The 21890-nt window shown below is 67.9% G+C and carries 19 protein-coding genes; 1 reads left to right on the top strand and 18 read right to left on the bottom strand.

Annotated features, from left to right (window positions below; all coding sequences use genetic code 11):
- Positions 1–32 precede the first annotated feature (32 nt).
- From AMS67_RS15095 to argC, 13 genes are all read right to left on the bottom strand, one after another.
- Positions 33–1682 (bottom strand): hypothetical protein, encoded by a 1650-nt coding sequence (locus AMS67_RS15095; protein WP_053388094.1) that lies wholly within the window; start codon positions 1680–1682, stop codon positions 33–35.
- Positions 1679–2449 (bottom strand): ABC transporter ATP-binding protein, encoded by a 771-nt coding sequence (locus AMS67_RS15090; protein ID WP_053388093.1) that lies wholly within the window; start codon positions 2447–2449, stop codon positions 1679–1681. Before AMS67_RS15090 ends, AMS67_RS15095 begins: the two co-directional genes overlap by 4 nt.
- Before the next feature lie 65 nt (positions 2450–2514).
- Positions 2515–3807, bottom strand: coding sequence for a citrate synthase (locus AMS67_RS15085; RefSeq protein WP_075201433.1), 1293 nt, complete (start codon positions 3805–3807; stop codon positions 2515–2517).
- A gap of 160 nt (positions 3808–3967) precedes the next feature.
- Entirely contained in the window at positions 3968–5083 is a 1116-nt protein-coding gene (gene dapC / locus AMS67_RS15080) for a succinyldiaminopimelate transaminase (protein ID WP_053388092.1), read from the bottom strand.
- 7 nt (positions 5084–5090) lie between these two features.
- Positions 5091–5411 carry a ferredoxin gene (gene fdxA, locus AMS67_RS15075; RefSeq protein WP_053353380.1) on the bottom strand — a complete coding sequence of 107 codons (321 nt, stop codon included), beginning with the start codon at positions 5409–5411 and terminating at the stop codon, positions 5091–5093.
- A gap of 78 nt (positions 5412–5489) precedes the next feature.
- Complete coding sequence (locus AMS67_RS15070; RefSeq protein WP_053388091.1) at positions 5490–8039, bottom strand: glycoside hydrolase family 65 protein; 2550 nt, start codon at positions 8037–8039, stop codon at positions 5490–5492.
- Positions 8036–8740 (bottom strand): HAD family hydrolase, encoded by a 705-nt coding sequence (locus tag AMS67_RS15065; protein ID WP_053388090.1) that lies wholly within the window; start codon positions 8738–8740, stop codon positions 8036–8038. Before AMS67_RS15065 ends, AMS67_RS15070 begins: the two co-directional genes overlap by 4 nt.
- A 21-nt stretch (positions 8741–8761) precedes the next feature.
- A complete protein-coding gene (locus tag AMS67_RS15060; RefSeq protein WP_053388089.1) occupies positions 8762–9700 on the bottom strand; it encodes a carbohydrate ABC transporter permease in 939 nt (312 codons plus the stop codon).
- Positions 9697–11046, bottom strand: a complete 1350-nt coding sequence (locus AMS67_RS15055; protein WP_053388088.1) for a carbohydrate ABC transporter permease — start codon at positions 11044–11046, stop codon at positions 9697–9699. The genes AMS67_RS15060 and AMS67_RS15055 overlap by 4 nt, the downstream gene beginning before the upstream one ends.
- Positions 11047–11052: 6 nt before the next feature.
- The gene (locus tag AMS67_RS17175; protein WP_082305551.1) at positions 11053–13122 is read right to left on the bottom strand and encodes an extracellular solute-binding protein; all 2070 of its coding nucleotides are present in this window, start codon (positions 13120–13122) and stop codon (positions 11053–11055) included.
- 11 nt (positions 13123–13133) lie between these two features.
- Entirely contained in the window at positions 13134–14036 is a 903-nt protein-coding gene (gene argB / locus AMS67_RS15045) for an acetylglutamate kinase (RefSeq protein WP_053388087.1), read from the bottom strand.
- 7 nt (positions 14037–14043) lie between these two features.
- Positions 14044–15201, bottom strand: a complete 1158-nt coding sequence (gene argJ, locus AMS67_RS15040; RefSeq protein WP_053388086.1) for a bifunctional glutamate N-acetyltransferase/amino-acid acetyltransferase ArgJ — start codon at positions 15199–15201, stop codon at positions 14044–14046.
- Positions 15198–16259, bottom strand: coding sequence for an N-acetyl-gamma-glutamyl-phosphate reductase (gene argC, locus AMS67_RS15035; RefSeq protein ID WP_053388085.1), 1062 nt, complete (start codon positions 16257–16259; stop codon positions 15198–15200). Before argC ends, argJ begins: the two co-directional genes overlap by 4 nt.
- Before the next feature lie 116 nt (positions 16260–16375).
- On the opposite strand from argC, the gene AMS67_RS15030 reads away from it, so the two are divergent.
- Positions 16376–16699, top strand: a complete 324-nt coding sequence (locus tag AMS67_RS15030; protein WP_053353390.1) for a putative quinol monooxygenase — start codon at positions 16376–16378, stop codon at positions 16697–16699.
- Between the two features lie 7 nt (positions 16700–16706).
- Here AMS67_RS15030 and AMS67_RS15025 read toward each other — a convergent pair whose 3' ends face one another.
- The 5 genes from AMS67_RS15025 to AMS67_RS15005 all read right to left on the bottom strand — a co-directional run bounded on the left by AMS67_RS15025 (position 16707) and on the right by AMS67_RS15005 (position 21810).
- The gene (locus AMS67_RS15025; protein WP_053353391.1) at positions 16707–17483 is read right to left on the bottom strand and encodes an enoyl-CoA hydratase; all 777 of its coding nucleotides are present in this window, start codon (positions 17481–17483) and stop codon (positions 16707–16709) included.
- Positions 17480–18619 carry a bifunctional 2-methylcitrate synthase/citrate synthase gene (locus AMS67_RS15020; protein WP_053388084.1) on the bottom strand — a complete coding sequence of 380 codons (1140 nt, stop codon included), beginning with the start codon at positions 18617–18619 and terminating at the stop codon, positions 17480–17482. The genes AMS67_RS15025 and AMS67_RS15020 overlap by 4 nt, the downstream gene beginning before the upstream one ends.
- 88 nt (positions 18620–18707) lie before the next feature.
- Positions 18708–19607, bottom strand: coding sequence for a methylisocitrate lyase (gene prpB, locus AMS67_RS15015; RefSeq protein ID WP_053388083.1), 900 nt, complete (start codon positions 19605–19607; stop codon positions 18708–18710).
- Entirely contained in the window at positions 19607–21145 is a 1539-nt protein-coding gene (locus tag AMS67_RS15010) for an MmgE/PrpD family protein (RefSeq protein ID WP_053388082.1), read from the bottom strand. The genes prpB and AMS67_RS15010 overlap by 1 nt, the downstream gene beginning before the upstream one ends.
- Positions 21142–21810: a GntR family transcriptional regulator gene (locus AMS67_RS15005; protein ID WP_053388081.1), complete on the bottom strand. Its 669-nt coding sequence runs from the start codon at positions 21808–21810 to the stop codon at positions 21142–21144. Before AMS67_RS15005 ends, AMS67_RS15010 begins: the two co-directional genes overlap by 4 nt.
- Between the last annotated feature and the right edge of the window lie 80 nt (positions 21811–21890).

Genomic DNA, 21890 nt, shown 5'->3' with positions numbered 1-21890 from the left:
CAACTGGGCGTGACCGCGAAGGCTGAGATCGATCAGCCTTGCGCGGTCACGCTCGCCAGCAGCTCGGGCGCCCGGCGGTCGTAGATCGCCGCGCCCCAGCGCACCCCGCCCCAGAACGCCGCGGCTCCGGTGATCATGCCGACTCCGAGAGTCACCCAGGCCCACAGCGGATCATTCGTGACGCCGGCTGCGATGACGAACGCGATCGTCGGAATCGAGAGCACAGCCAGCGCGCCATACGATCCGCCCATGCCGATGAGGCTGAGCGCCCCGGCGCCCGGCTTCGAGGCGAATGGGTTGTCGCCCGCTTGCGGCACCGGCATCACGAAGATCGCCGAGCACACACTCGATACGCCGAAGCCGCCGAGCGTCACCACCGCGGCGAGCCCCAGCAGCGTCGGCAACTGATCGAACCGGCCGACGATCGCGGTCGTCACCACGGCGATGATAAGGATCAGCGGTACGCCGATGATCGCGTTTGCCCAGACGCGGCCCAGTCGGTCGTCGACTCCACGCACCCCGCGCAGCACGTGCGCCGTGAAGGCGGTGCCGTCGTACGAGATGTCGGTAAATGTGCTGAGCGAGATCAGCGCCGCGACAATGATCGTCGACCCTGGCAGCATGATGAGGAGCCCCGTCGTCCCTGAGACGAACCCGAACAGCACGGGCATCACGATCACTACGATGAGGCTCTGCAGATATCTCGGGTCGCGCAACCAGTACGTGAGGGCACGCGCCGCCACGGCACCGCGCGGGGTTGCGGGGAATCGACCGAACCAGCCCGTTCCCGCGCGTCCGACGGCGCGGGCGCCACTCGACTCAGCGCCGGTGTTCGCGATGTACAGTCGGCGCCACCCTAGAAACAGCACCACCGGGGTCGCCAGCGCAATGAGCAGCTTGAGCACGGCGACGCCGAAATCGCCCGACGCCACCTCCGCGGGTACCGCCCACACCGCGCCAAGCGGCGACCACGAGAACCCCTCTGCAATCGCGGGCAGGCGGTCCCAGAGCGTCGCCACTCCCTGGCTGATCCCGGAGATTAACGGACCGACGAGCACGAGCACGAGCAGTACCAGCCCGCCGATGACCTCACGGAAGCGCCGGTTCGACGACGCGCGCGTGATGAGCGTCACGACGAGTTGGCACGCGAGTACACAGGTGACGGTCGCGATCGGAGCGAGCAGGATCGCCACGACCGCTGCGCCGGGCGCGCGCACCCAGGCCGCCGCCGAGAGCGCTGACAGCACGAGCGTCAGGATTCCGGGGATGCCGAGCAGGCTCGCCGCGGCGATACCGCTGACCTGCAGCGTCGGGCTCATGGGGAGCCAGGTGAGGCGAGCGGGATCGAGTGTCCGGTCCATACCGGTCGACAGAATCGGGCCGAGTGACCACCCGAGCACGACGACGACGCCGCCCAAGATGAGTGCCGTGCGCGCAGTCTCGGAGTCCGCGAAGCCGAGACCGACGAGCCCGATTGCCGCTCCGGCGAAGACCCCCAGACCGTACACGGCACCGATGATCGCGCCGACGAGCTGCCACGGATGGCGCCGCAGCGTGTTGCCGAGCACGACGAAGCGCAGACGCACCATGATGCGCACGCGAGCGATTCCGCTCGTACGCTGGGCCGGTACGGCTGCCGAGACGGGCGCGGGAATCCGGGCGCCGCCCGGCGCCGCGGTCACCCCTGGCTCAACCACGACGGCCCTTCGAGGTGCTGCCGCCCGCCGACCAGTTCGACGAAGCGCTCTTCGAGTGTCGAGGTGCCGCGCACCTCATCGACCGTGCCTGCGGCGAGCACGCGCCCCGCGGCGATGACGGCGACGTGGTCGCAGAGGCGCTGCACGAGGTCCATTGAATGACTCGAGACGATCACCGTGCCGCCACCGCGCACGAACCCCTGCAAGATGTCTCGAATATTGGCCGCGGAAACCGGGTCGACGGATTCGAACGGCTCGTCGAGCACGAGCAAGCGCGGCGCGTGCACGAGCGCGCACGCGAGCGCAATCTTCTTCGTCATGCCCGCGGAGTAGTCGACCACGAGCGTGCGCGATGCCTCCCCGAGGTCGAGCAGCTGCAGCAGATCTGCGCACCGCTCGGCAACCGTTGCGGCGTCGAGACCGGCCAGCAGACCGGTGTAGGTGATCAGCTGCTCGCCCGTGAGCCGGTCGAACAGCTTCACGCCGTCGGCGAGCACGCCGACGAGCTGCTTCGCCTCCGTCGGGTGCTGCCACACGTCGACCCCGGCGATCAGCGCCTGGCCGAATTCCGGGCGCAGCAGGCCGGTCGCCATCGAGAGCGTTGTAGTTTTGCCCGCCCCGTTGGGGCCGACGAGGCCGTAGCAGGAGCCGGTCGGGATCGCGAGCGAGATGCCGTTGACGGCAATCTTCTCGCCGAAACGCTTCGCGAGACCGCGGAGTTCAAGAGCTGGTATGGGCGTCGATGAGTCCATACCGTCCACCCTAGCGAGCGCGTCGCAAGGCTCGCCAGGGGGTCGCGCCACAGCGCCGCGTCAAGCTACCGCTCGAGGTGGCGCTCCTGCGACCCGATGTACAGCTGCTGGGGGCGGCCGATCTTGGTCTGACCGTCGCCGCGCGCCTCGCGCCACTGCGCGATCCAACCGGGCAGTCGCCCGATCGCGAACAGCACGGTGAACATGCGGGTCGGGAAGCCCATCGCCTTGTAAATGACCCCGGTGTAGAAGTCGACGTTCGGGTAGAGCTTGCGCTCCCGGAAGTAGTCGTCTTCGAGGGCGATCTGCTCGAGCTCCTGTGCCAGACCGAGCAGCGGATCGTTGACGCCGAGCTCTTCGAGCACCTTTGCGGCGCTCTCCTTGACGATGCGCGCACGCGGATCGTAATTCTTGTAGACGCGGTGCCCGAAGCCCATGAGCTTCACGCCGTCTTCCTTATTCTTCACCTTCTCGACGAAGGTCTCGACGCTCTGCCCTGAGTCGCGAATGCGCGCGAGCATGTCGAGCACAGCCTCGTTCGCTCCACCGTGCAGTGGGCCCGAGAGCGCGTTGATGCCGGCGGAGACCGAGGAGAACATGTTTGCTCCGGTCGACCCGACGAGTCGCACCGTCGACGTCGACGCATTCTGCTCGTGGTCTGCGTGCAGAATGAGAAGCTTGTCGAGTGCGTCGACGAGCACGGGGTTCAGTTCGTACTTCTCGGCCTTGTTGCCAAAGTTGAGGCGCAGGAAGTTCTCGACGAAGTTGAGGTTGTTGTCGGGGTACAGGAGCGCCTGGCCGATCGACTTCTTGTGCGCATACGCGGCGAGTACCGGCAGCTTCGCGAGGAGTCGGATCGTGTTGACCTCGACGAACTCGGGCACCGCCGTGTCGAGCGACGACTCGTAATAGGTCGACATGGTCTGGAGACCACCCGAGAGCACCGCCATCGGGTGCGCGGTGTGCGGCACGCCCTCGAAGAAGTAACGCATGTCTTCGTGGAGCAGCGTGTGCCGACGAATCTCCTCGTCGAACGCACCCAGCTCGTCGGCCGTGGGCAATTCGCCGTAGATCAGCAGGTAGGCAACTTCGAGGAACGTCGAGTGCCGTGCGAGCTCCTCGATGGGATACCCGCGGTAGCGCAGAATGCCTTCTTCACCGTCGATGTAGGTAATCTCGGACTTGGTCGACGCGGTGTTCACGAAGCCGTAGTCGAGTGCCGTAAGGCCGCTCTGCTTGGTGAGCGTGCTGACATCGATCGCGGAGTGGCCGTCGACGGCCTCGACGATCGGAAACTCGGCGCTGCCCCCGGGAAAGGTCAGTTTGGCGGTGGCCGGGCCCTGCGTCGATTCGGTCACGTCGTCTCCTCGTGAGGTCTCAATGCTGGCGCTGCGTCGGATGTGACACGGCCATTCCTATCACCCTAGTGGCTCCGGGGGAACCTGGGTCGAGGGCGCAACGGTGACGCCCCCGGCTCAGAATATCTTGATGTGAAGCGAAATGTCGATTCGAGACGGGTCACGCCGCTCGTGTCGCGGCGGCTCGGATTCGGTTGGCCGCGGCGGAAATATCGGCGTCACTCGCGGTCAGAGCGAGTCGCACGTGCTGCGGCGAGTGGCTTCCGTAGAAGTGCCCCGGCCCGACGACGATCCCGAGCGCGGCGAACTCCGCAACGGCGTCCCACGCGTCTTCGCCCCGTGTCGCCCAGAGGTACAGGCCGGCTTCACTCCCCTCGATGCGAAAGCCCGCCGCCTCGAGCGCGGGGCGCAGCACGGCACGACGTGCGCGATAGCGTTCGCGCTGCGCAGCGACGTGCTCCTCGTCGCGCAGTGCCGCGGTCATGGCGGCTTGCACCGGCGCGGGCAGCATGAGACCGGCGTGCTTGCGCACGGTCAGCAGCCGGGAGATGAGGTCGGGGTCGCCGGCGATGAATGCAGCTCGATAGCCCGCGAGATTCGACTGCTTGCTCAGCGAGTACACGCTCAGCACGTCGGTGTGGTCGTCGCCGACCACCCGGGGGTCGAGAATCGACGGGATACGCTCCGCATCCCATGGCGCGTCCCAGCCGAATTCGGCGTAGCACTCGTCTCCGGCGATAACGGCCCCGAGTTCGCGGGCACGAGTCACTGCTGCACGCAGCGCGGCGACATCGAGCACCCGGCCGTCGGGATTGCCCGGCGAGTTGATCCAGACGAGCTTCGTGTGTTCGGGCCATTCCGCGGGAACGTCCGACGCCACCGCATCGGCGCCGACGAGCGCCGCCCCCATCGCGTAGCTCGGGTAGGCGATCCGGGGGAACACGACGGCTTCCCCAGCGCCGATACCGAGCAAGAATGGCAGCAGAGCCACGAGCTCCTTCGAGCCGACTGTCGGCAGCACGCCGCTCGGTTCCACCGACACGCCCCGTCGACGCGCGAACCATTCCGAGATCGCGGCGCGCAGCTCACCGGTGCCGGCGGTCGCCGGGTAGGCGTGCGCATCAGTGGCTGCGGTGAGCGCATCGCGCACCGAAGCGGGAGTCGGATCGACGGGCGATCCGACCGAGAGGTTCAGCGCTCCCTCGGGGTGTTGGGCCGCGGTCGCCGCGTACGGCTCCATCGCGTCCCACGGATAGTCGGGCAGCGGCTGGCGCATGGTGTCCTTACTCGCCCTGGGGCGGGAGTGCGGCGATGATCGGGTGATCGAAGTCGTAGGCACCGGTCTTCGCGGCTCCGCCCGGCGAGCCGATCTCGTCGAAGAACTCGACGTTGGCCTTGTAGTAGTCGGCCCATTCTTCAGGCAGGTCGTCCTCGTAATAGATCGCCTCGACCGGGCACACCGGTTCGCAGGCGCCGCAGTCAACGCATTCATCGGGGTGGATGTAGAGCGACCGTTCGCCCTCGTAGATGCAGTCGACCGGGCACTCGTCCACGCACGCGCGATCTTTCACGTCGACGCACGGAAGAGCGATCACGTAAGTCACGGGACCCGCCTTTCACTCGGGAGCTGCCGGGAATGCCCGGCAGCTCCCATCCTACTCGCGGCGCTCCTGGTCGCTCGCTCAGTGAGCGTCGTGCCCCCCGTGCACCGGGCGCGTGGGGATCGACGTGGTGACCACCGGAACTTCGGCTGACAACTGCGGCATCGTGCCGCTGTCGCCCTGCCGCGGCAGGATGCCCGCCGAGAGTCCGCCGAACGCTCCGAGGTCGGGCCCCTGGTCGGCGAGGGCAACTCGGGTCGTCTCTCCGGCGACGATGCGCACATCCGCATCACGCACCCGCACCACAATCGGCCCGTCGCCCGAGATCAGGGTGAAGCTGATCGACTCGCGCTCGAGTCGTACTTCAAATCGCTGCCCGCGCCATTCGAGTCGGAACTCGAGCGAGCCCCAGTGGTCGGGCAGCCGGGGATCGAACGTGAGCTGGCGACCGGCGTCGCGCATGCCGGCGAAGCCCTGCACGAGCGCCATCCATACCCCGCCGGTCGAGGCGATGTGCAATCCATCGGACGCGTTGTGGTGCAGGTCATCGAGATCGACGCGGAGCGCGTGATCGAAGTACCGGTAGGCGAGGTCGCGATACCCGACCTCGGCCGCGATGATCGACTGCACTACTGCCGACAGCGTCGAGTCGCCTGTGGTCAGCGCGTCGTAGTACTCGAAGTCCCGACGTTTCTCGTCGCGCCCGAACTCGTTGCTGGCGAGCAGCAGCGCGAGCACCACGTCTGCCTGTTTGAGCACCTGGAAGCGGTAAATGACGAGGGGGTGGAAGTGCAGCAGGAGCGGTTTCTGCTCGGGCGGAGTGGCCGCCAGGTCCCAGACCTCACGATCGAGGAAGTGCGCGTCCTGAGGGTGGATACCGTGCTGCTCGGAATACGGCACCGCCATGCCATCGGCAGCGCGCTCCCACGAGTCGATCTCCTCGGAAGTGATTCCGAGGCGGTCGATGAGCACCGCGTACTCGGCTGGGGCCTCGGCGAGGAGACGCCGCGCGACCTCGACGGCGAACCGCAGGTTGAACCGCGCCATGACGTTCGTGAAGAGGTTGTCATTCACGACCGTCGTGTATTCGTCGGGCCCCGTCACGCCGTGGATGTGGAAACGCTCTGTGCCATCGTCGTCGCGCCGCCAGAATCCGAGACTCGCCCACAGCCGCGCGGTCTCGATCGCGATGTCGGAGGCGCCCGAGAGCACGTACTCGAGATCGCCGGTCGCGGCGACGTAGCGCGCGAGCGCGTACGTGATGTCGGCGTTGATGTGATACCCCGCGGTGCCGGCTGCATAGTAGGCGCTGGCCTCTTCACCGTTGATGGTGCGCCACGGGAACAGCGCACCGTTCTCGTTGAGGGTCGCGGCCCGCTTGCGCGCCTGCGGCAGCATCCGCTCTCGGGCGCGCAGTGCGTTGCGCGCCCAGAACGGCGAGGTATAGGTGAGGAACGGGAGCACATAGATCTCGGTGTCCCAGAAGTAGTGTCCGCTGTATCCGGAGCCGGTCAGTCCTTTCGCCGGAATCCCGCGCCCGTCTGCCCGGGCCGACGCCTGGGCGACCTGGAACAGGTTCCAGCGGATCGCCTGCTGCACCCCGGGGTCGGCGTCGACGCGCACATCGCTGCGTTCCCAGAATTCGGCGATATACGCGCGCTGCTGCTCCCAACGAGTCTCGCGCGGCTCCGTCGCGGCGCTGTTCAGCGAGTGGATGCAACGATCGAGCATCTCCGACAGCGCAGCGGTCGCCGAGTGATGATAGGCCGCGGTCTTCAGCAGGTGCACGGTCTTGCCGGCCCGAGCCGTGCCCTGGTACACGTGACGCACACGATCCTGCGACTTGTCGATGCGGTGACGCCACTGCTCGTCGGTGCCGGTATCGAAGTGATGGTCGACGCCGACACCGAGGGTCATGCGGGAGTCGCGCACGCGGTAGCTCAGCACGGAACGCTCCCCCGAGTGCAGCAGCGGGCCGGGGTCGAGAATTCGGTCTGCGAACTGATCAGTCTTCCGCGGATCGAACCCGGCGCCGCCCTCGCGCGGCGACTCCGTGTGCACGCGTCCGAGATCCTGCCGGTTGACGATGAGGCTACTCACCGTGACCTCGGCGTCGGCATCGAGCACCGTGATGCGCATTTCGAGGGTCGCGAGGTGCCGAGACGCGAACGACACCATGCGCCGTGTATCGACCCGCACGCGCTTGCCCGTCGGCGTGAGCCAGAGCAAGGAGCGGGTCAGCGTGCCCTCGCGCAGATCAAGGACGCGCCGCACATCGAGAATGTCTGACGACTGCAGGTTCAGACGCTCATCATCGACGTAGATGCGAATCGTCTTCGTGTCGGGCACATTGACGATCGTCTGCCCGTGCTCGGCGAAGCCGTACGCGTCTTCCGCGTGGCGAATGCGCCAGGTCTCATGCAGCCCGTTCAAGAACGTGCCGTGACTGCCGAGCGGCAGGCCCTCCTCGTGGTTGCCGCGCATGCCGAGGTACCCATTGCCGAGGGCGAAGATCGACTCGTCTTGCCCCGCGAGCTCGGGGTCGATTCCTGAGACGACGAGTCTCCACGGGTCGTCACCGAAATCCCGCTGCAACTCTTTCACCGGACTGTCAAACGACTCATGGCTCATGCGAGCAACTCCTCCAGATCTGCAACGACGATATCTGCTCCCGACGCGATGAGGGCCTCACGTCCCGCGCCGCGATCAACCCCGACGACGAGCCCGAATGCCCCCGCCCGGCCCGCCGCGACACCCGACTCGGCGTCTTCGAACACGACCGTGCGATCGACGGCGGCGCCCAGCAGTTCGGCGCCGCGAAGATACGTGTCGGGCGCTGGTTTGCCGGGCAGGCCCTCGTGCGCCGACACGACACCGTCGACCACTGCACGGAAACGGTCGCGGAGCCCGGCGGCGCGCAGCACGGCCTCGGCGTTCTGCGAGCTCGACACCACCGCGAGCGGTGCCCCGCGCTCGGCCAGGTGATCCAGCAATCGCAGCGAACCGGGGTACGCGTCGATGCCGTCGCGCTCGAGCACCTCGACGAACGCAAGATTCTTGCGGTTGCCGATGCCCTGCACCGACGTGAACCCGTTGTCGGTCGGCTCTCCTTCGGGAAGCGCGATACCCCGCGCCGCGAGCAGTGCCGCCACCCCGGCGAACCGGGGCCTGCCGTCGAGCGAGGCGAAGTATTCTCGCTCGGCATACGGCACCTCCCCGCGGGCAGCGAAGAACGCGTCGAACGTTTCTTGCCAGGCCCGTTTATGGAGTTCGACGGTGGGCGTGATCACCCCGTCGAGGTCGAAGAGATACGCATCGTACCGATCGATCACCCGGTATTCCCCTTCCAGATACTACTTTTGCGAGCCCGCGAGGAGCGCCTGCACGAAATACCGCTGGAACGCGAAAAACACTATCAGCGGAACGATCATCGACAGGAAGGCACCAGCCGAAAGTACGTCGATATTCGCTCCGAATTGCCTGAGTTGCGACTGGATCGCCACCGTCAGCGGTTGGGAGTCCGTGTTCGTGAAAATCAGCGCGACGAGCATGTCGTTCCATGTCCAGAGGAACTGGAAGATCGCGAGCGACGCGATCGCCGGGAGCCCGAGCGGCAACATGATCTTGAAGAAGATCAACCAGTCGCGCGCGCCGTCGATGCGCGCGGCCTCGAGCAGCTCCTCCGGAACCTGCGCGAAGAAGTTGCGCAGGAGGAAGATCGCGAATGGCAGCCCGAACGCGGTGTGGAAGAGGATCACCCCGACCACGCTCCCGAAGATGCCCAGGGACCCGAACAGGCGCGCGAGCGGAATCAACGCGACCTGCAGCGGCACGGCGAGCAGCACGATCACGGCGATGAAGAGCCAGTCGCGGCCGGGAAACTTCATCCACGCGAACGCGTAGGCCGCGAGCGCGCCGATGATGACCACGAGGATCGTCGTCGGCACCGTGATCACGATCGTGTTCCAGAAGGATCCCGTGATCGTCGCGTTGGTCAGCAGATTGGCGTAGTTCTCGAGGGTGATCTCGGCGGGCTTCGTAAGCACCGTCCACCAGCCGCTCGACGCATTATCGCCGGCGGTGCGGAACGAGGTCAGCAGCAGGCCGACTGTCGGAACGAGCCAGAAGATCGCGATGATCACCAGGACGAGGTGCACGACGCCGCTGCTCGCGACGCGTGCGATGCGGGCGCCAAGTGTCTGATTGCGTCGCCGCACCGCCCCCGGCGGTTTCGTGCCGGCGGGTTTCGGCGATCCCGCGCCCGTGACGGGCGGTTCCAGTTGCGTCGTCATCGTCCTCGCTCCGATCGGAATCGGCGTACATTCACGATCATCGACGGCAGTACGAGAATCAGCAGCAGGATCGCGAGCGCCGAGCCCAGCCCCTGGTTGCTGCCGCCACCGAACGAGACCGTCCACATCTCGACCGCGATCACGTTCGCCGCGGGCTTCGAGGCGCCCGGTGGAATCACGTACACCAGGTCGAAGATCTTCAGCACGTTGATGATCAGGGTCACGAACACCACGAGCAGCACGGGTGCGAGCAACGGCGCCGTGATGCGGGTGAAGACCTGCCACTCGTTCGCGCCGTCGGTGCGCGCGGCCTCCTGCAGCGACCGATCCATCGCGGAAAGACCCGACGCGATCATGACCATCGCGAACCCGGCCCAGATCCAGATGTACGCGAGAATCACCACCACGTTGATCCACGACGCGCTCAGCCAGGAGACCCCCGCTGCGCCCTCTCCGAAGTTCGAGGCCGGCAGCGCGACGCGGTACTCGGTTCCGGCCTCGAGACCCTCGATCGTGTAGGTGCCGCCGGCTCCCGTCGTCGCGAAGCCGCGGATCGAACCATCGGCGTCGACCGCATCCACCCGAACCCCCGCGAGCCCAGTCTTGCCCGCTTCGAGCTCACCCTGCGTGCCGCCGCCACCGCGGATCAGGTCAAGAAAAACGGTGCCCGAGATCTGAGTGTCATTCGCCGCGCTCGACTCCTTCGCGTCGACCGAGCCCTCGGGGAGCGCGCTGCGTTTCACCCCGATGAGCGGAAAGTACTGCACGTCGCCGGTGGTGACCGTCTCGGAGGACGCGATCACCCCCTGGTCGGCCTCGATGCCCGTGCCCTCGCGCGGCTTCGCGCCCGGGTAACTGGCCTGATCCGTGAAGATGCTCTGCACGCTCGTGATTGCGGCGTTCACCACCCCGAGCTGCGGGCTCTCCTGAAACATGCCGCGGAAGATGACCCCCGCGGCGAGCATCGAAATCGCCATCGGCATGAACACGATCAGCCGGAAGGCCGTCTTCCACCCGATCTTGTCGACGAGCACCGCGAGGAGCAGCCCGATGATCGTCACCGTGACGGGCGCCACGACGACCCAGACGAGGTTGTTGCGGATCGCGGTGAACGTCGTGTCGTTCGTGAACATCGTGACGTAGTTCTGCCACCCCACGAAGGCCGAACCCGAGCGATCGAAGAAGGAGCGGATCACCGTGTACACGATCGGGTACACGACGAGCGCACCGAGCGCCAGCAGCGCCGGGCCGAGGAACGACCCGATGAGCAGCCACTGGCGCAGCCGGCTCCGACTGCGCACCGCACCACTGCGCAGCGCAATCGGAACCGTCTGCGTCCGAGTCATCGTCGGTTACTTCGCGTACGCGGCTGCCGCGGCAGCCTCGAGGCGCTGCGCAGCTCCGTCGACGTCATCCGGCTTCTGGTAGAAGGAGATCATTTCCTGCCAGAAGCCCTGGCCCGGCGTGCCGCCGAAGGCACTCGGGGCGAGGTCGGAGAGATCGAATCGGAAATCTTCGGCGCCCGTCAGCGCCTCGGCGATCTGGCGCGAGGTGTCGTCGGGGTACAGCGAGGTGTCCACCCCGGTGTTCGGGGAGGTCAGGCCGCCGTTCGGCACCCAGATCTCCGCGGCTTCGGGTGAGGCGAGGAACGCCATCAGCGCCGTGGTCGCCTCGTCATCGTCGAACTGGACCGCGACGTCACCGCCGCCCACGACGGCCGGCTTCGACCCGTTGATCGAGGGGAAGTCGTAGAACAGCGCGTTTTCGCCCACGGTGGAGTTGCCGTCAGCCGTGATGTTGCCCGCGACGAAGTCGCCCTCGAAGACCGTGCCGGCCTGAGGGTCAGATCCGAAGACCTCGGTGACGCTCGTCGGGAAGTCGCGCTGATCGCCTCCCGGCTGCACCAGGTCGCTCCCCCACAGCTCGCCGAGCACCGTGAGCGCTTCCTTCACCGAGTCGTCGGTCCAGGGAATCTCGTGCTTCGTGAGCTGGTCGTACTTGTCGGGCCCGGCCGTGCGCAGGTAGACGTTCTCGAACCAGTCGGTCAGCGGCCACCCCACATCGGCCCCGACCGAGACGCCCGCGTAGCCGGCATCAGTGACGAGCCCGAGCTGCTCGGTGAACCCGTCCCAGTCCTCCGGCGCCTCAGCGCCCGCCTCATCGTAGACATCGGCGTTGTACCAGACCGTCGACTTGTTCGCGGCCTTGAACCAGACGCCGTAGAGCTGATCGTCGACCGTGCCCAGGTCGATCCAGTCTTGCGAGTAGTTGTCGTTCACCGCTTGGGCGACGTCGTCGGCCACGGGCTTGATGTCCCCATCCTGCGCGAGCGATTGCATCAGCGCCGGCTGGCCGAGCACGGCGACATTGGGCGGCGAACCGCCCTCGAGCTGACCGCTGATGTACGTGGGGCCGTTGTCGCCGAAGCTCGTGTACGACACGTCGGCACCGGTCTGGCGGCTGAACTCATCGAGCACCGCCTCGAAGTTCTTCTGCTCGGCACCCGACCACGACGCGGCGACGCTGAGCGATGTCCCGGCGAACTCGTCGCCCGCGGGGGCGTCGCCGGCTCCGGCATCCCCCGACCCGCCGCCGTTGCCTCCCGCGCATGCGGTGAGCAGCAGTGCCGCGGCCGCGAGGCCCGTCGTCGCGCGGATCGTCCGTGATCGCGCGAATCGTGTGGTGTGCATGAGAACTCCATCCGACCGATGCGTAACCGGCACGGGCCCCTCCCGCGCCGTGAACGCGAGGTCGCCGGGTGAGCTCTCCGCGCGGCGACGCGCAGAGGTGGCCTGGTGTGGCGACTTCGCCTGCGCTTGCCACGGTATCGAGCGGATCGGGGCCCTGTCTGCCCCTTGCATCGCGCTCCGAAATTCGGAACAATACCCGGGCCGCGACCCAATTACTGCCCGAACATCCAGATCACGAGCCATGCCCCCAGGCAGAGGCACGGGGCAAACGCCACTGCGGCACGTGCGCTCGGTCTCCGGGCGCGCATCACGAGCCCCCACGCCGCCGCGGCAACGAATGCGGCGCACACCCCGATCAGCGCTCCCGACCAGCCGCCCGCACCCCAGCATCGCACCGATGAGCGGTGCGAGCTTGACGTCACCGCCGCCGAGCCCCGATGGCGCGAAGCGCCACAGCAGCCAGAATCCGAGCCCCAGTGCTCCCGATACGGCGACCGTGTCGAGCAGTACCGCGGCGCCAGCGCGTTCTCCGGCGCCCGGCGCACGCGAAGCGTCGGCGATCCAACGCGTGCTGCCGCTCATCAGCAGCGCGGGCATGACGGTCGCCGTCGCCGCGAGCACCCACCGGTTAGGCAGTCGGTGCGAGCGGAGATCGACGATGCTCAGCGCGATCGACCACGCACCGAAGAGTGCGCCACCGATCACCGCCCAGGTGTGCGCGGCGTCGTGCATCGGCAGGGCGGCTACTGCGTGACTTCGGTTCCGATGCCGTGCTCGGTGAAGATCTCGAGCAGCACCGAGTGCGGTTCGCGCCCGTCGATGATGGCCGCCTTCGACACTCCGCCGCGCACGGCGTCCAGGCAAGCGCGCATCTTCGGGATCATGCCCGACTCGAGGCTCGGCAGCAGCTCTTCGAGCTCCCCCGCCGTGATCGACGAAACAAGCGAATCGCGATCGGGCCAGTCGGCGTACAGCCCCGCCACGTCGGTCAGAATGACGAGCTTCTCGGCGCCGAGCGCACTCGCGAGCGCTCCCGCTGCGGCATCGGCGTTCACATTCAGGGAGTCACCGGGGCGGTCGACGTCTGGAGCGATCGACGACACGACCGGGATCAGCCCCGCGTCGAGCAGCGCGAGCACCGGCTCGACGCGCACGTCGACGACGTCACCGACGAGCCCGAGGTCGACGAGTTCGCCGTCGACCTCGAACGGCGGGCGGCGACGGCCCACGAAGAGACCCGCGTCCTCTCCCGTCGTACCGGCCGCCAGCGGGCCGTGCGCATTGATCTGGTCGACGAGCTCAGGATTCACCTTGCCGGTGAGCACCATGCGCACGACGTCCATCGCCTCGGGCGTGGTCACCCGATAGCCGCCACGGAATTCGCTCTCGATGCCGAGTCGGCCGAGCATCGCGTTGATCTGGGGGCCGCCGCCGTGCACGACGACGGGCTTGATGCCCGTGTGGCGCAGATACACGATGTCTTCAGCGAAGGCCTCGAGCAACTGGTCGTCGACCATCGCGTTGCCGCCGAACTTGATCACCATGATGGTGTCGCGGAACTTCTTCAGCCAGGGCAGGGACTCGATGAGCACCTCGGTCATGGCCCGAGCGCGCTCGTGGTCGAGCGGCTTCGTGGTCGTGGACATCAGGCTCCTAGCTCGAGTACGCGCTGTTCTCGTGCACGTAGTCGTGCGTGAGATCGTTCGTGCGAATGGTCGCCGTGTGCTCGCCCGAGAACAGGTCGATCTCGACGTGCGTGCGCCGGGGCGTCAAGTCGCATTCGTCGACCGGGCGGTCGGGCGCACCGGCGTGGCACAGTCGCACACCGTTGAATGCGACGTCGACCTGGTACGGGTCGAATGCGGCCTGCGTGGTGCCGATCGCGGCCAGAACGCGGCCCCAGTTCGGGTCGTTGCCGAAGATTGCGGCCTTGAACAGGTTGTTGCGGGCGACGGATCGCCCGACCTCGACCGCATCGGCGGCGGAAGCCGCTCCGCGCACTTCGATGTCGATGTCGTGGCTCGAGCCCTCGGCGTCGGCCTGCAGTTGAGCGGCCAAGCTGTCGCACACCGCGGCGAGCGCCGCCGTGAAGTCGGCCTCGTCGGGCACGACGTTCGAAGCGCCGCTCGCGAGCAGGGTGACCTGGTCGTTGGTCGACATGCAGCCGTCGGAGTCGAGGCGATCGAAGCTGGTCGCGGTCGATGCGCGCAGGGCGCGGTCGAGTGCGGCGTCGTCGAGGAGCGCGTCGGTGGTGATCACGACGAGCATCGTGGCGAGACCCGGCGCGAGCATGCCGGCTCCCTTTGCGATGGCGCCGATGACCCACCCGTCACCCTGGTGCACCGCGGTCTTCTCAACCGAGTCGGTGGTGAGGATCGCTGACGCAACCGTCGTGTCGTCGGCGGCGAGCGCGGCGGCGAGCGCCGGAACGTTGCCCACGATCTTGTCGCGGAACGCCTGGTCGCCGGTACCGATCAGCCCGGTCGAGCAGACGAGCACGCGCTCGGCGTCGGTCTCACCGATCTCCGTCGCCACGGCCTCGGCGGTCAGTCGGGTGGTCTCGTAGCCGAAGTCGCCGGTGAAGCAGTTCGCCCCGCCCGAGTTCAGAATGATGGCCGAAGCCGCGCCGCCCTGCGCCGCCTTGCGGCTCCACAGGATGGGGTTCGCCTGGGCGCGGTTCGTGGTGAAGACGACGGCGCTCGCGCGCGACGGGCCGTCGTTGACCACGAGCGCGAGATCCGGCTTGCCGGTGCTCTTGAGGCCGACGGCGATACCGGCGGAGCGAAAGCCCTGGGGCGCGGTGACGGTCACGGTGCAACTCCATTCACGGAAAGGCCGGTGTGCTCGGGAAGGCCGAGCGCGATGTTCGCCGATTGGATCGCGGCACCCGCGGTGCCCTTGGCGAGGTTGTCGAGCGCGGCGACGATCACCGCGCGGCCCGCGGCCTCGTCGACGACGACGCTCATGAGGCAGGTGTTGGCGCCGAGCGTGTCTGCGGTGCGCGGCAGCGTGCCCTCGGGCAGCAGCTGCACGAAGCGCTCGCCAGCGTAGGCGTCGTGCCAGGCGGCCCGCACCTCTGCGGCCGTCACCCCCGGCGCGATGCGCGCGGTGGTCGTCGCCAGAATGCCTCGGCTCATCGGGACGAGCACCGGGGTGAAGCTGATGGTCGGCTCATCGCGGGCGCCCGCTCCGCGCAGCGCCTGCTGAATCTCGGGAATGTGACGGTGCGTGCCCCCCACCGCGTACGGATTCGCCGTGCCCATGAGCTCGGCACCCAGCAGATGCGTCTTCGCGGCCTTCCCCGCACCTGACGGCCCGACCGCGAGCACGCTCACGATGTCGCGCGCTTCGATGACTCCGGCGGCGATGCCGGGAGCGAGCGACAGTGCCACCGTCGACGCGTTGCAGCCGGGGGCCGCGATGCGCGTCGCGTCGACGAGCGCCTCGCGCTGACGGCCCGATTCACCGGTTTCGCGGCGCACGATGAGCTCGGGCACCCCGTAGGTCCACGCCTCGTGGTGCTCCCCGCCGTAGAACGCGGCCCAGTCGTCGGCACTCGTGAGTCGGTGATCGGCGCCGCAGTCGACCGAGAGGCCAACGTTCGAGAGCTGCGCCGTAAGTGCGCCCGATGCACCGTGCGGCAACGCGAAGAAGACGACGTCGTGCCCGTCGAGCACCTCTGGCGTGGTGGGCTGCAGCGTGAGGTGTGCAAGCGATCGGAGATGCGGCTGCGATTCGACGAGCGGGCGCCCCGCGGAGGAATGCCCGGTGACCGTGCGGATCTCGAATTCGGGATGGGCGTCGAGCAGACGCAGCAGCTCGCCTCCCGCGTACCCGCTGGCTCCCGCCACAGCGACGCTGATCGTCATCGTCTCCCTCTCCCGCGCACGGCACGCACGCGTGCTCCTATTCAACCACTCGGAGCGGCATCGGATCGACGGATGACGCCTGTGGACGCATGACTGGCCGCCGATAGGCTTGCCCTATGTACGTCATCACCGTGAAATTCCCCGTCAAGCCCGAGAGCGTCGATCACTGGCCCGAGATCGTGCGCGCCTTCACCGAGGCGACTCGTGCCGAGCCCGGCAACCTCTGGTTCGACTGGTCGCGCAGCCTCGAGACTCCGAACGAGTTCGTACTGATCGAAGCGTTCACCGACGAGGGCGCCGGCCCGCACGTCTCGTCCGACCACTTCGCGGCCGGGCTCGAGTCGATGCGCCCGCACCTGGTCTCGACCCCGCAGATCATCTCGCGGCAGGTCGACGGCACGGGCTGGGACGCGATGGGCGAGCTGCAGATCGACGCCTAGTGCGCGACTACCGCCCGCGGAATTCGGGCGCGCGCTTCTCGGCGAAGGCGCGCATGCCCTCTTTCTGATCCTCGGTCGCGAAGGCCGCCGCGAACGCCTGGCGCTCGAAGCGCAGCCCCTCGGCGAGCGGCATCTCCTGCGCCGCCTGCAGTGCGTCTTTCGCGGCGTACACGGCGGGCAGCGACTTCGATGCGATGGTCTCGGCGACCTTCGCGGCCTCGGCCAGCAGCTCGTCGGCGGGCACCACTCGGGAGACGAGACCTGAGCGCTCGGCCTCCTCGGCGCCCATCATGCGCCCGGTGAGCACCATTTCGGCGGCCTTGTATTTGCCGATCGCTCGCGGCAGGCGCTGCGACCCGCCGAAGCCCGGCAGCACGCCGAGGTTGATCTCGGGCTGCCCGAACTTCGCGGTGTCGGCGGCCAGAATGATGTCGCACATCATCGCGAGTTCGCAGCCGCCGCCGAGCGCGAATCCGGCGACCGCGGCGATCAGCGGCGTGCGCATGCGCTCGAACCCGCCCCAGCTCGGAAACGGTCCGCCGAGCAGCATGTCGGCGTAGCCGAGCTCCGCCATCTCCTTGATGTCGGCACCCGCGGCAAAGGCCTTCGCCGAGCCGGTGAGCACGATCGCGCCGATCGCGGGGTCGGCGTCGAACCCGGTCGCGGCGTCGATGAGCTCGCGCACCAGCGTGCCGTTCAGGGCGTTCAGCGCTTCGGGCCGGTTGAGGGTGATGGTCGCGACGCGTCCCTGCGTCTCGGCGATGATCGTCGTGTAATCGCTCATGCGGTCCAGTCTGGCACGTTGCGCTCCGCCGGGCCGTCGTATGCCGAGAGCGGTCGGATCAGCGCGTTCGACGCCGCCTGCTCCATGATGTGCGCGGTCCACCCGGTGACCCGCGACGCGATGAAGAGGGGCGTGAAGGTGAGGGTGTCGAAGCCGATGAGGTGGTAGGCCGGCCCCGACGGGTAGTCGAGGTTCGGGTAGATCCCCTTGCGCGCCACGAACTCGCTCTCAAGCGTCGCGTACAGTTCGGCGAGGTCGGGCCGCTCGAAGTGCTCCACGAGCTGGTCGAGCGCCGCCCGCATCGTCGGCACCCGCGAGTCGCCGTGCTTGTAGACGCGGTGCCCGAAGCCCATGATCTTACGCTTCTCGGCGAGGGCGGTGTCGAGCCACGGCACCACCTGGTCGGCCGACCCGATCTCGTCGAGAATGTGCATCACCGCCTCGTTCGCTCCGCCGTGCAGCGGACCCTTGAGCGCTCCGATCGCTCCCACGACCGCCGAGTACAGGTCGGAAAGCGTCGACGTGATGACGCGCGCCGTGAACGTCGACGCGTTGAACGAGTGCTCGGCGTACAGAATCATCGAGCGGTTGAACGCATCGACGACGACCGGTTCGGGATCGTTCCCGAACGTCATCCAGAGGAAGTTCGCCGAGTAGTCGAGATCGTCTCGGGGCTCGACGACCGCCTCGCCCCTGCGACGGCGCTGTCCGTAGGCCACGATGGCGGGCAGCGCCGCGAAGAGGCGTACGGAGCGCTCGAGGTTCTGCTCCGCACTCCCCGACGCGTCGAGCACCGATCCCGGCCCGGCAAGGTCGATCGCCCCGATCGCACTCACCGCCGTGCGCACCACGTCCATCGGGTGGGCGTCGAGCGGCAGCAGGTCGATCGCAGCGCGCACCTCGGGCGTCAGCGCGCGGTGCACGCGCTCGGTCGCGCGCAGCTCCGCGAGCTGCTCCGCCGAGGGCAGCTCGCCGTGCCAGAGCAGGTGTGCAACGGCCTCGAACGGCTGGGTATCGGCGAGCTGCTGCACCGGGTACCCCCGGTAGAGCAGGCTGTTCGTCTCGGGGTTCACTTTCGAGATCGCCGTCGTATCGACGACGACCCCAGCGAGGCCCTTCTTGATCTCTGCATCCATGCTGCGCTCCTTTGCGGCGTGAAACGTGCGACGTGCGATTGCTGCGACTCTGGCGAGTGCGGTTCGGTGCGAACCGGAATAGCCCGGCCTATCGCTCCACTTCGAAGGTATAGACGTTGGTGTCGAACCGGCTGTACGCCTCGTAGTCCACGAGCTCGTAGAGGTCGGCGCGGTGCTGCATCTCGCCGAGTTTGCCGGTGAGGTGCCCCTCGCGGTTCAGCTCGTCGAGGACGCGTTCGGTGGCGCCCATGGCGATCCGGAGCATTGAAACCGGCCAGATGACGATGTTGACCCCGACGTCGGCGAGCTGCTGGGTCGAGAAGAGGTCGCTCTTGCCGAACTCCGTCATGTTCGCGAGGATCGGCACGTCGAGCGCGGCGCGCATCGCGGCGAACTCGTCGAGGGTGCGCATGGCTTCCGGAAAGATCGCGTCGGCGCCCGCGTCGACGAGGGCCTTCGCGCGGTCGACCGCCGCGTCGAGCCCGTCGACGGCTCGGATGTCGGTGCGCGCCATGATGAGAAAGTTCGGGTCGCGGCGCGCGTCGGCCGCCGCGCGGATGCGCTTGATGGCGGTGCTCTCGTCGACCACCGCCTTGCCGTCGAGGTGCCCGCAGCGCTTCGGGTTGATCTGGTCCTCGATGTGGGCGCCCGCGAGCCCCGCATCCTCGAGCGTCTGAATGGTGCGCGCCACGTTCATCGGTTCGCCGAAGCCGGTGTCGGCGTCGACGATGGCGGGGAGCTCGGTCATGCGCGCGATCTGCTGGGCGCGACCCGCCACCTCGGTGAGCGTGGTGAGCCCGATGTCGGGCAGTCCGAGGTCGGCCGAGAGCACGGCGCCCGAGATGTAGACGCCGTCGAATCCCTTGCGCTCGATGAGCCGAGCCGAGAGCGGGTTGAAGGCGCCGGGAAAGCGCAGCAGCTCCCCCGAGTCGAGGCGCTCGCGGAAGGCGCGGCGCTTCTCGTGCGCGGGGGTCTGGGCGTAGAGCATCAGAAGAGTCCCTTCGGTGCGGCGGCGAGATCGAGGATGCTGGATCGCGCGACGATGTTCAGCTCGCGCACCTCGGCGGGGGTGAGTTCGGGCAGCCGCTGCACGAGCTCCAGGAACCGCTCGATCTCGGCGGGTTCGAGTACGGGCTCCGCGAGCAGCCGGAACTTCGCGATGTAGTTGTCGCGAACGAATGGGCGCGCACCGAGCGGGTGCGCGTCGGCCACGGCGATCTCGTCGACGATGGTGGAGCCGTCGGCGAGTTCGATCTCGACGCGGCCGCCGAACGCCTTCTCGTCGGGGTCTTCGGAGTGGTAGCGACGGGTCCATTCGGCGTCTTCGGCGGTGGTGACTTTCTGCCACAGCGCGACGGTGTCGGCGCGGCCGGCCCGCTCGGGCGTGTAGGAGTCGACGTGGTGCCACCCGCCGTCTTGCAGCGCGACTGTGAAGATATACGGGATCGAGTGGTCGAGCGTTTCACGCGAGGCCGTGGGGTCGTACTTCTGGGGGTCGTTCGCACCCGAGCCGATCACGGTGTGGGTGTGGTGGCTCGTGTGCAGCACGATGCGCGCGACATTCGCCGGGTCGGCGAGTTCGGGGTACGCGCCGTTCAGCTTGCGGGCGAGGTCGATCCAGGCCTGCGCCTGGTACTCGGCGGAGTGCTCTTTCGTGTAGCTGTCGAGGATCGCGCGCTTCGGCTCCCCCGCGGCCGGCAGCGGCACCTCGTACGCGGCCGTCGGGCCGTCGAGCATCCAGGCGATGACGCCGTCTTCGCCCTCGTAGATCGGCGACGGCGAGGTCTCGCCGCGCATCGCACGGTCGACCGCTTCGACGGCCATCTTGCCGGCGAAGGCGGGGGCGTGCGCCTTCCAGGTCGAGATTTCACCCTTGCGGCTCTGCCGGGTGGCGGTGGTCGTGTGCAGCGCCTGCGCGATGGCTTGAGCGACCACTGACGTCTCGAGGCCGAGCAGCGTGCCGATACCCGCGGCGGCCGACGGCCCGAGGTGCGCGACGTGGTCGATCTTGTGGCGGTGCAGGCAGATGGCGCGCACCAGGTCCATCTGAATCTCGTACCCGGTCGCAATGCCCCGCACCAGCGCGCGCCCGTCAGCACCGACGTGTTGCGCGACGGCGAGGATCGGCGGAATGTTGTCGCCGGGGTGCGAGTACTCGGCGGCGAGGAAGGTGTCGTGGTAGTCGAGCTCGCGCACCGCGACCCCGTTCGCCCACGCCGCCCACTCGGGGCTCGTGAGCGTCGCATCCGCTCCCGTGCCCGCCAGGCCGAAGATCGAGCTGCCCGCACCGCCGAGCGACACCGGGTGAGCGAGCGCCTGAGCGCGGGCCGAGACGATCGGGGCGCGGGTCAGCGACGCCGCCGCGACGGAGGCGTTGTCGATGATGCGGTTGATGATCATCTCGACGACGTCGGCGTCGACTTCGACGGGGTCGGTGGCGACGCGGGCGATCTTCTGCGCGAGCTGCTCCTCGCGCGGCAGCGCTTCATCGCTGCGGTACACGCGAACGTGGTGGGTGACGGTCATGCGGAGGCACTCTCTTCCGTGTCGGCGATTGAGGTGAGGATCGAGGTCAGCGCACGGTGCAGGTGCACGTGCGTGGCGTGGGCGGCGAGCTCGGCGTCGCCGTCGGCGATGGCGCGCGCAACGAGCGCATGCTCGGCGACGGAGCTCACGAGCCGATCGTGGTTGTCTCGGGCGAGTCCGCGGGCGCGCACCAGATGCGTGCGCACCGGGCGCAGAGCCTGTGTGAGGTACGTGTTCTGCACCGCGGCATCGATGGCGGCGTCGAAGCGCGCGATGAGCGCGTAGTAGTCGTCGGTGCCCGCAGCCCCGTCGTCGGGGTGCGCGGCATCAAAGGCGTCGGCGATCTCGCGGAACACCTGCGGGTCGCCGCGCTCGGCGGCCAGCCGGGCGGCCGCTTCCTCGAGCGCGCGCCGGGTCTCGAACAGCGCGCGCACATCGTTAGCATCGAAGCCGGAAACGACGAGTACGCGTGCGGACTGCTGCGCGATCAGGCCGTCGGCGACCAGGCGTCCGATGGCCTCGCGCATCGGGGTGCGGCTCACGCCCCGGCGAGCGGCCTGTTCGACCTCGCCGATCACGCTGCCGGGCCGCAACGCCCCCGTCTGAATATCGCGCAGGAGCTCGCGATACACCCGATCGCTCGTGCGCTCACTGATTCCCGACATACCGCTAGCGTATACACACCGGCACCATTGCGCCAGATCTCTGGCTCAATATTCGCCGAGTGTATACGCAGCGCGTGCGT

It is taken from the genome of Leucobacter japonicus, from assembly GCF_001273855.1.
GTDB classification, from domain to species: Bacteria; Actinomycetota; Actinomycetes; order Actinomycetales; family Microbacteriaceae; genus Leucobacter; species Leucobacter japonicus.
This window is presented reverse-complemented; position numbering and strand designations above follow the sequence as displayed.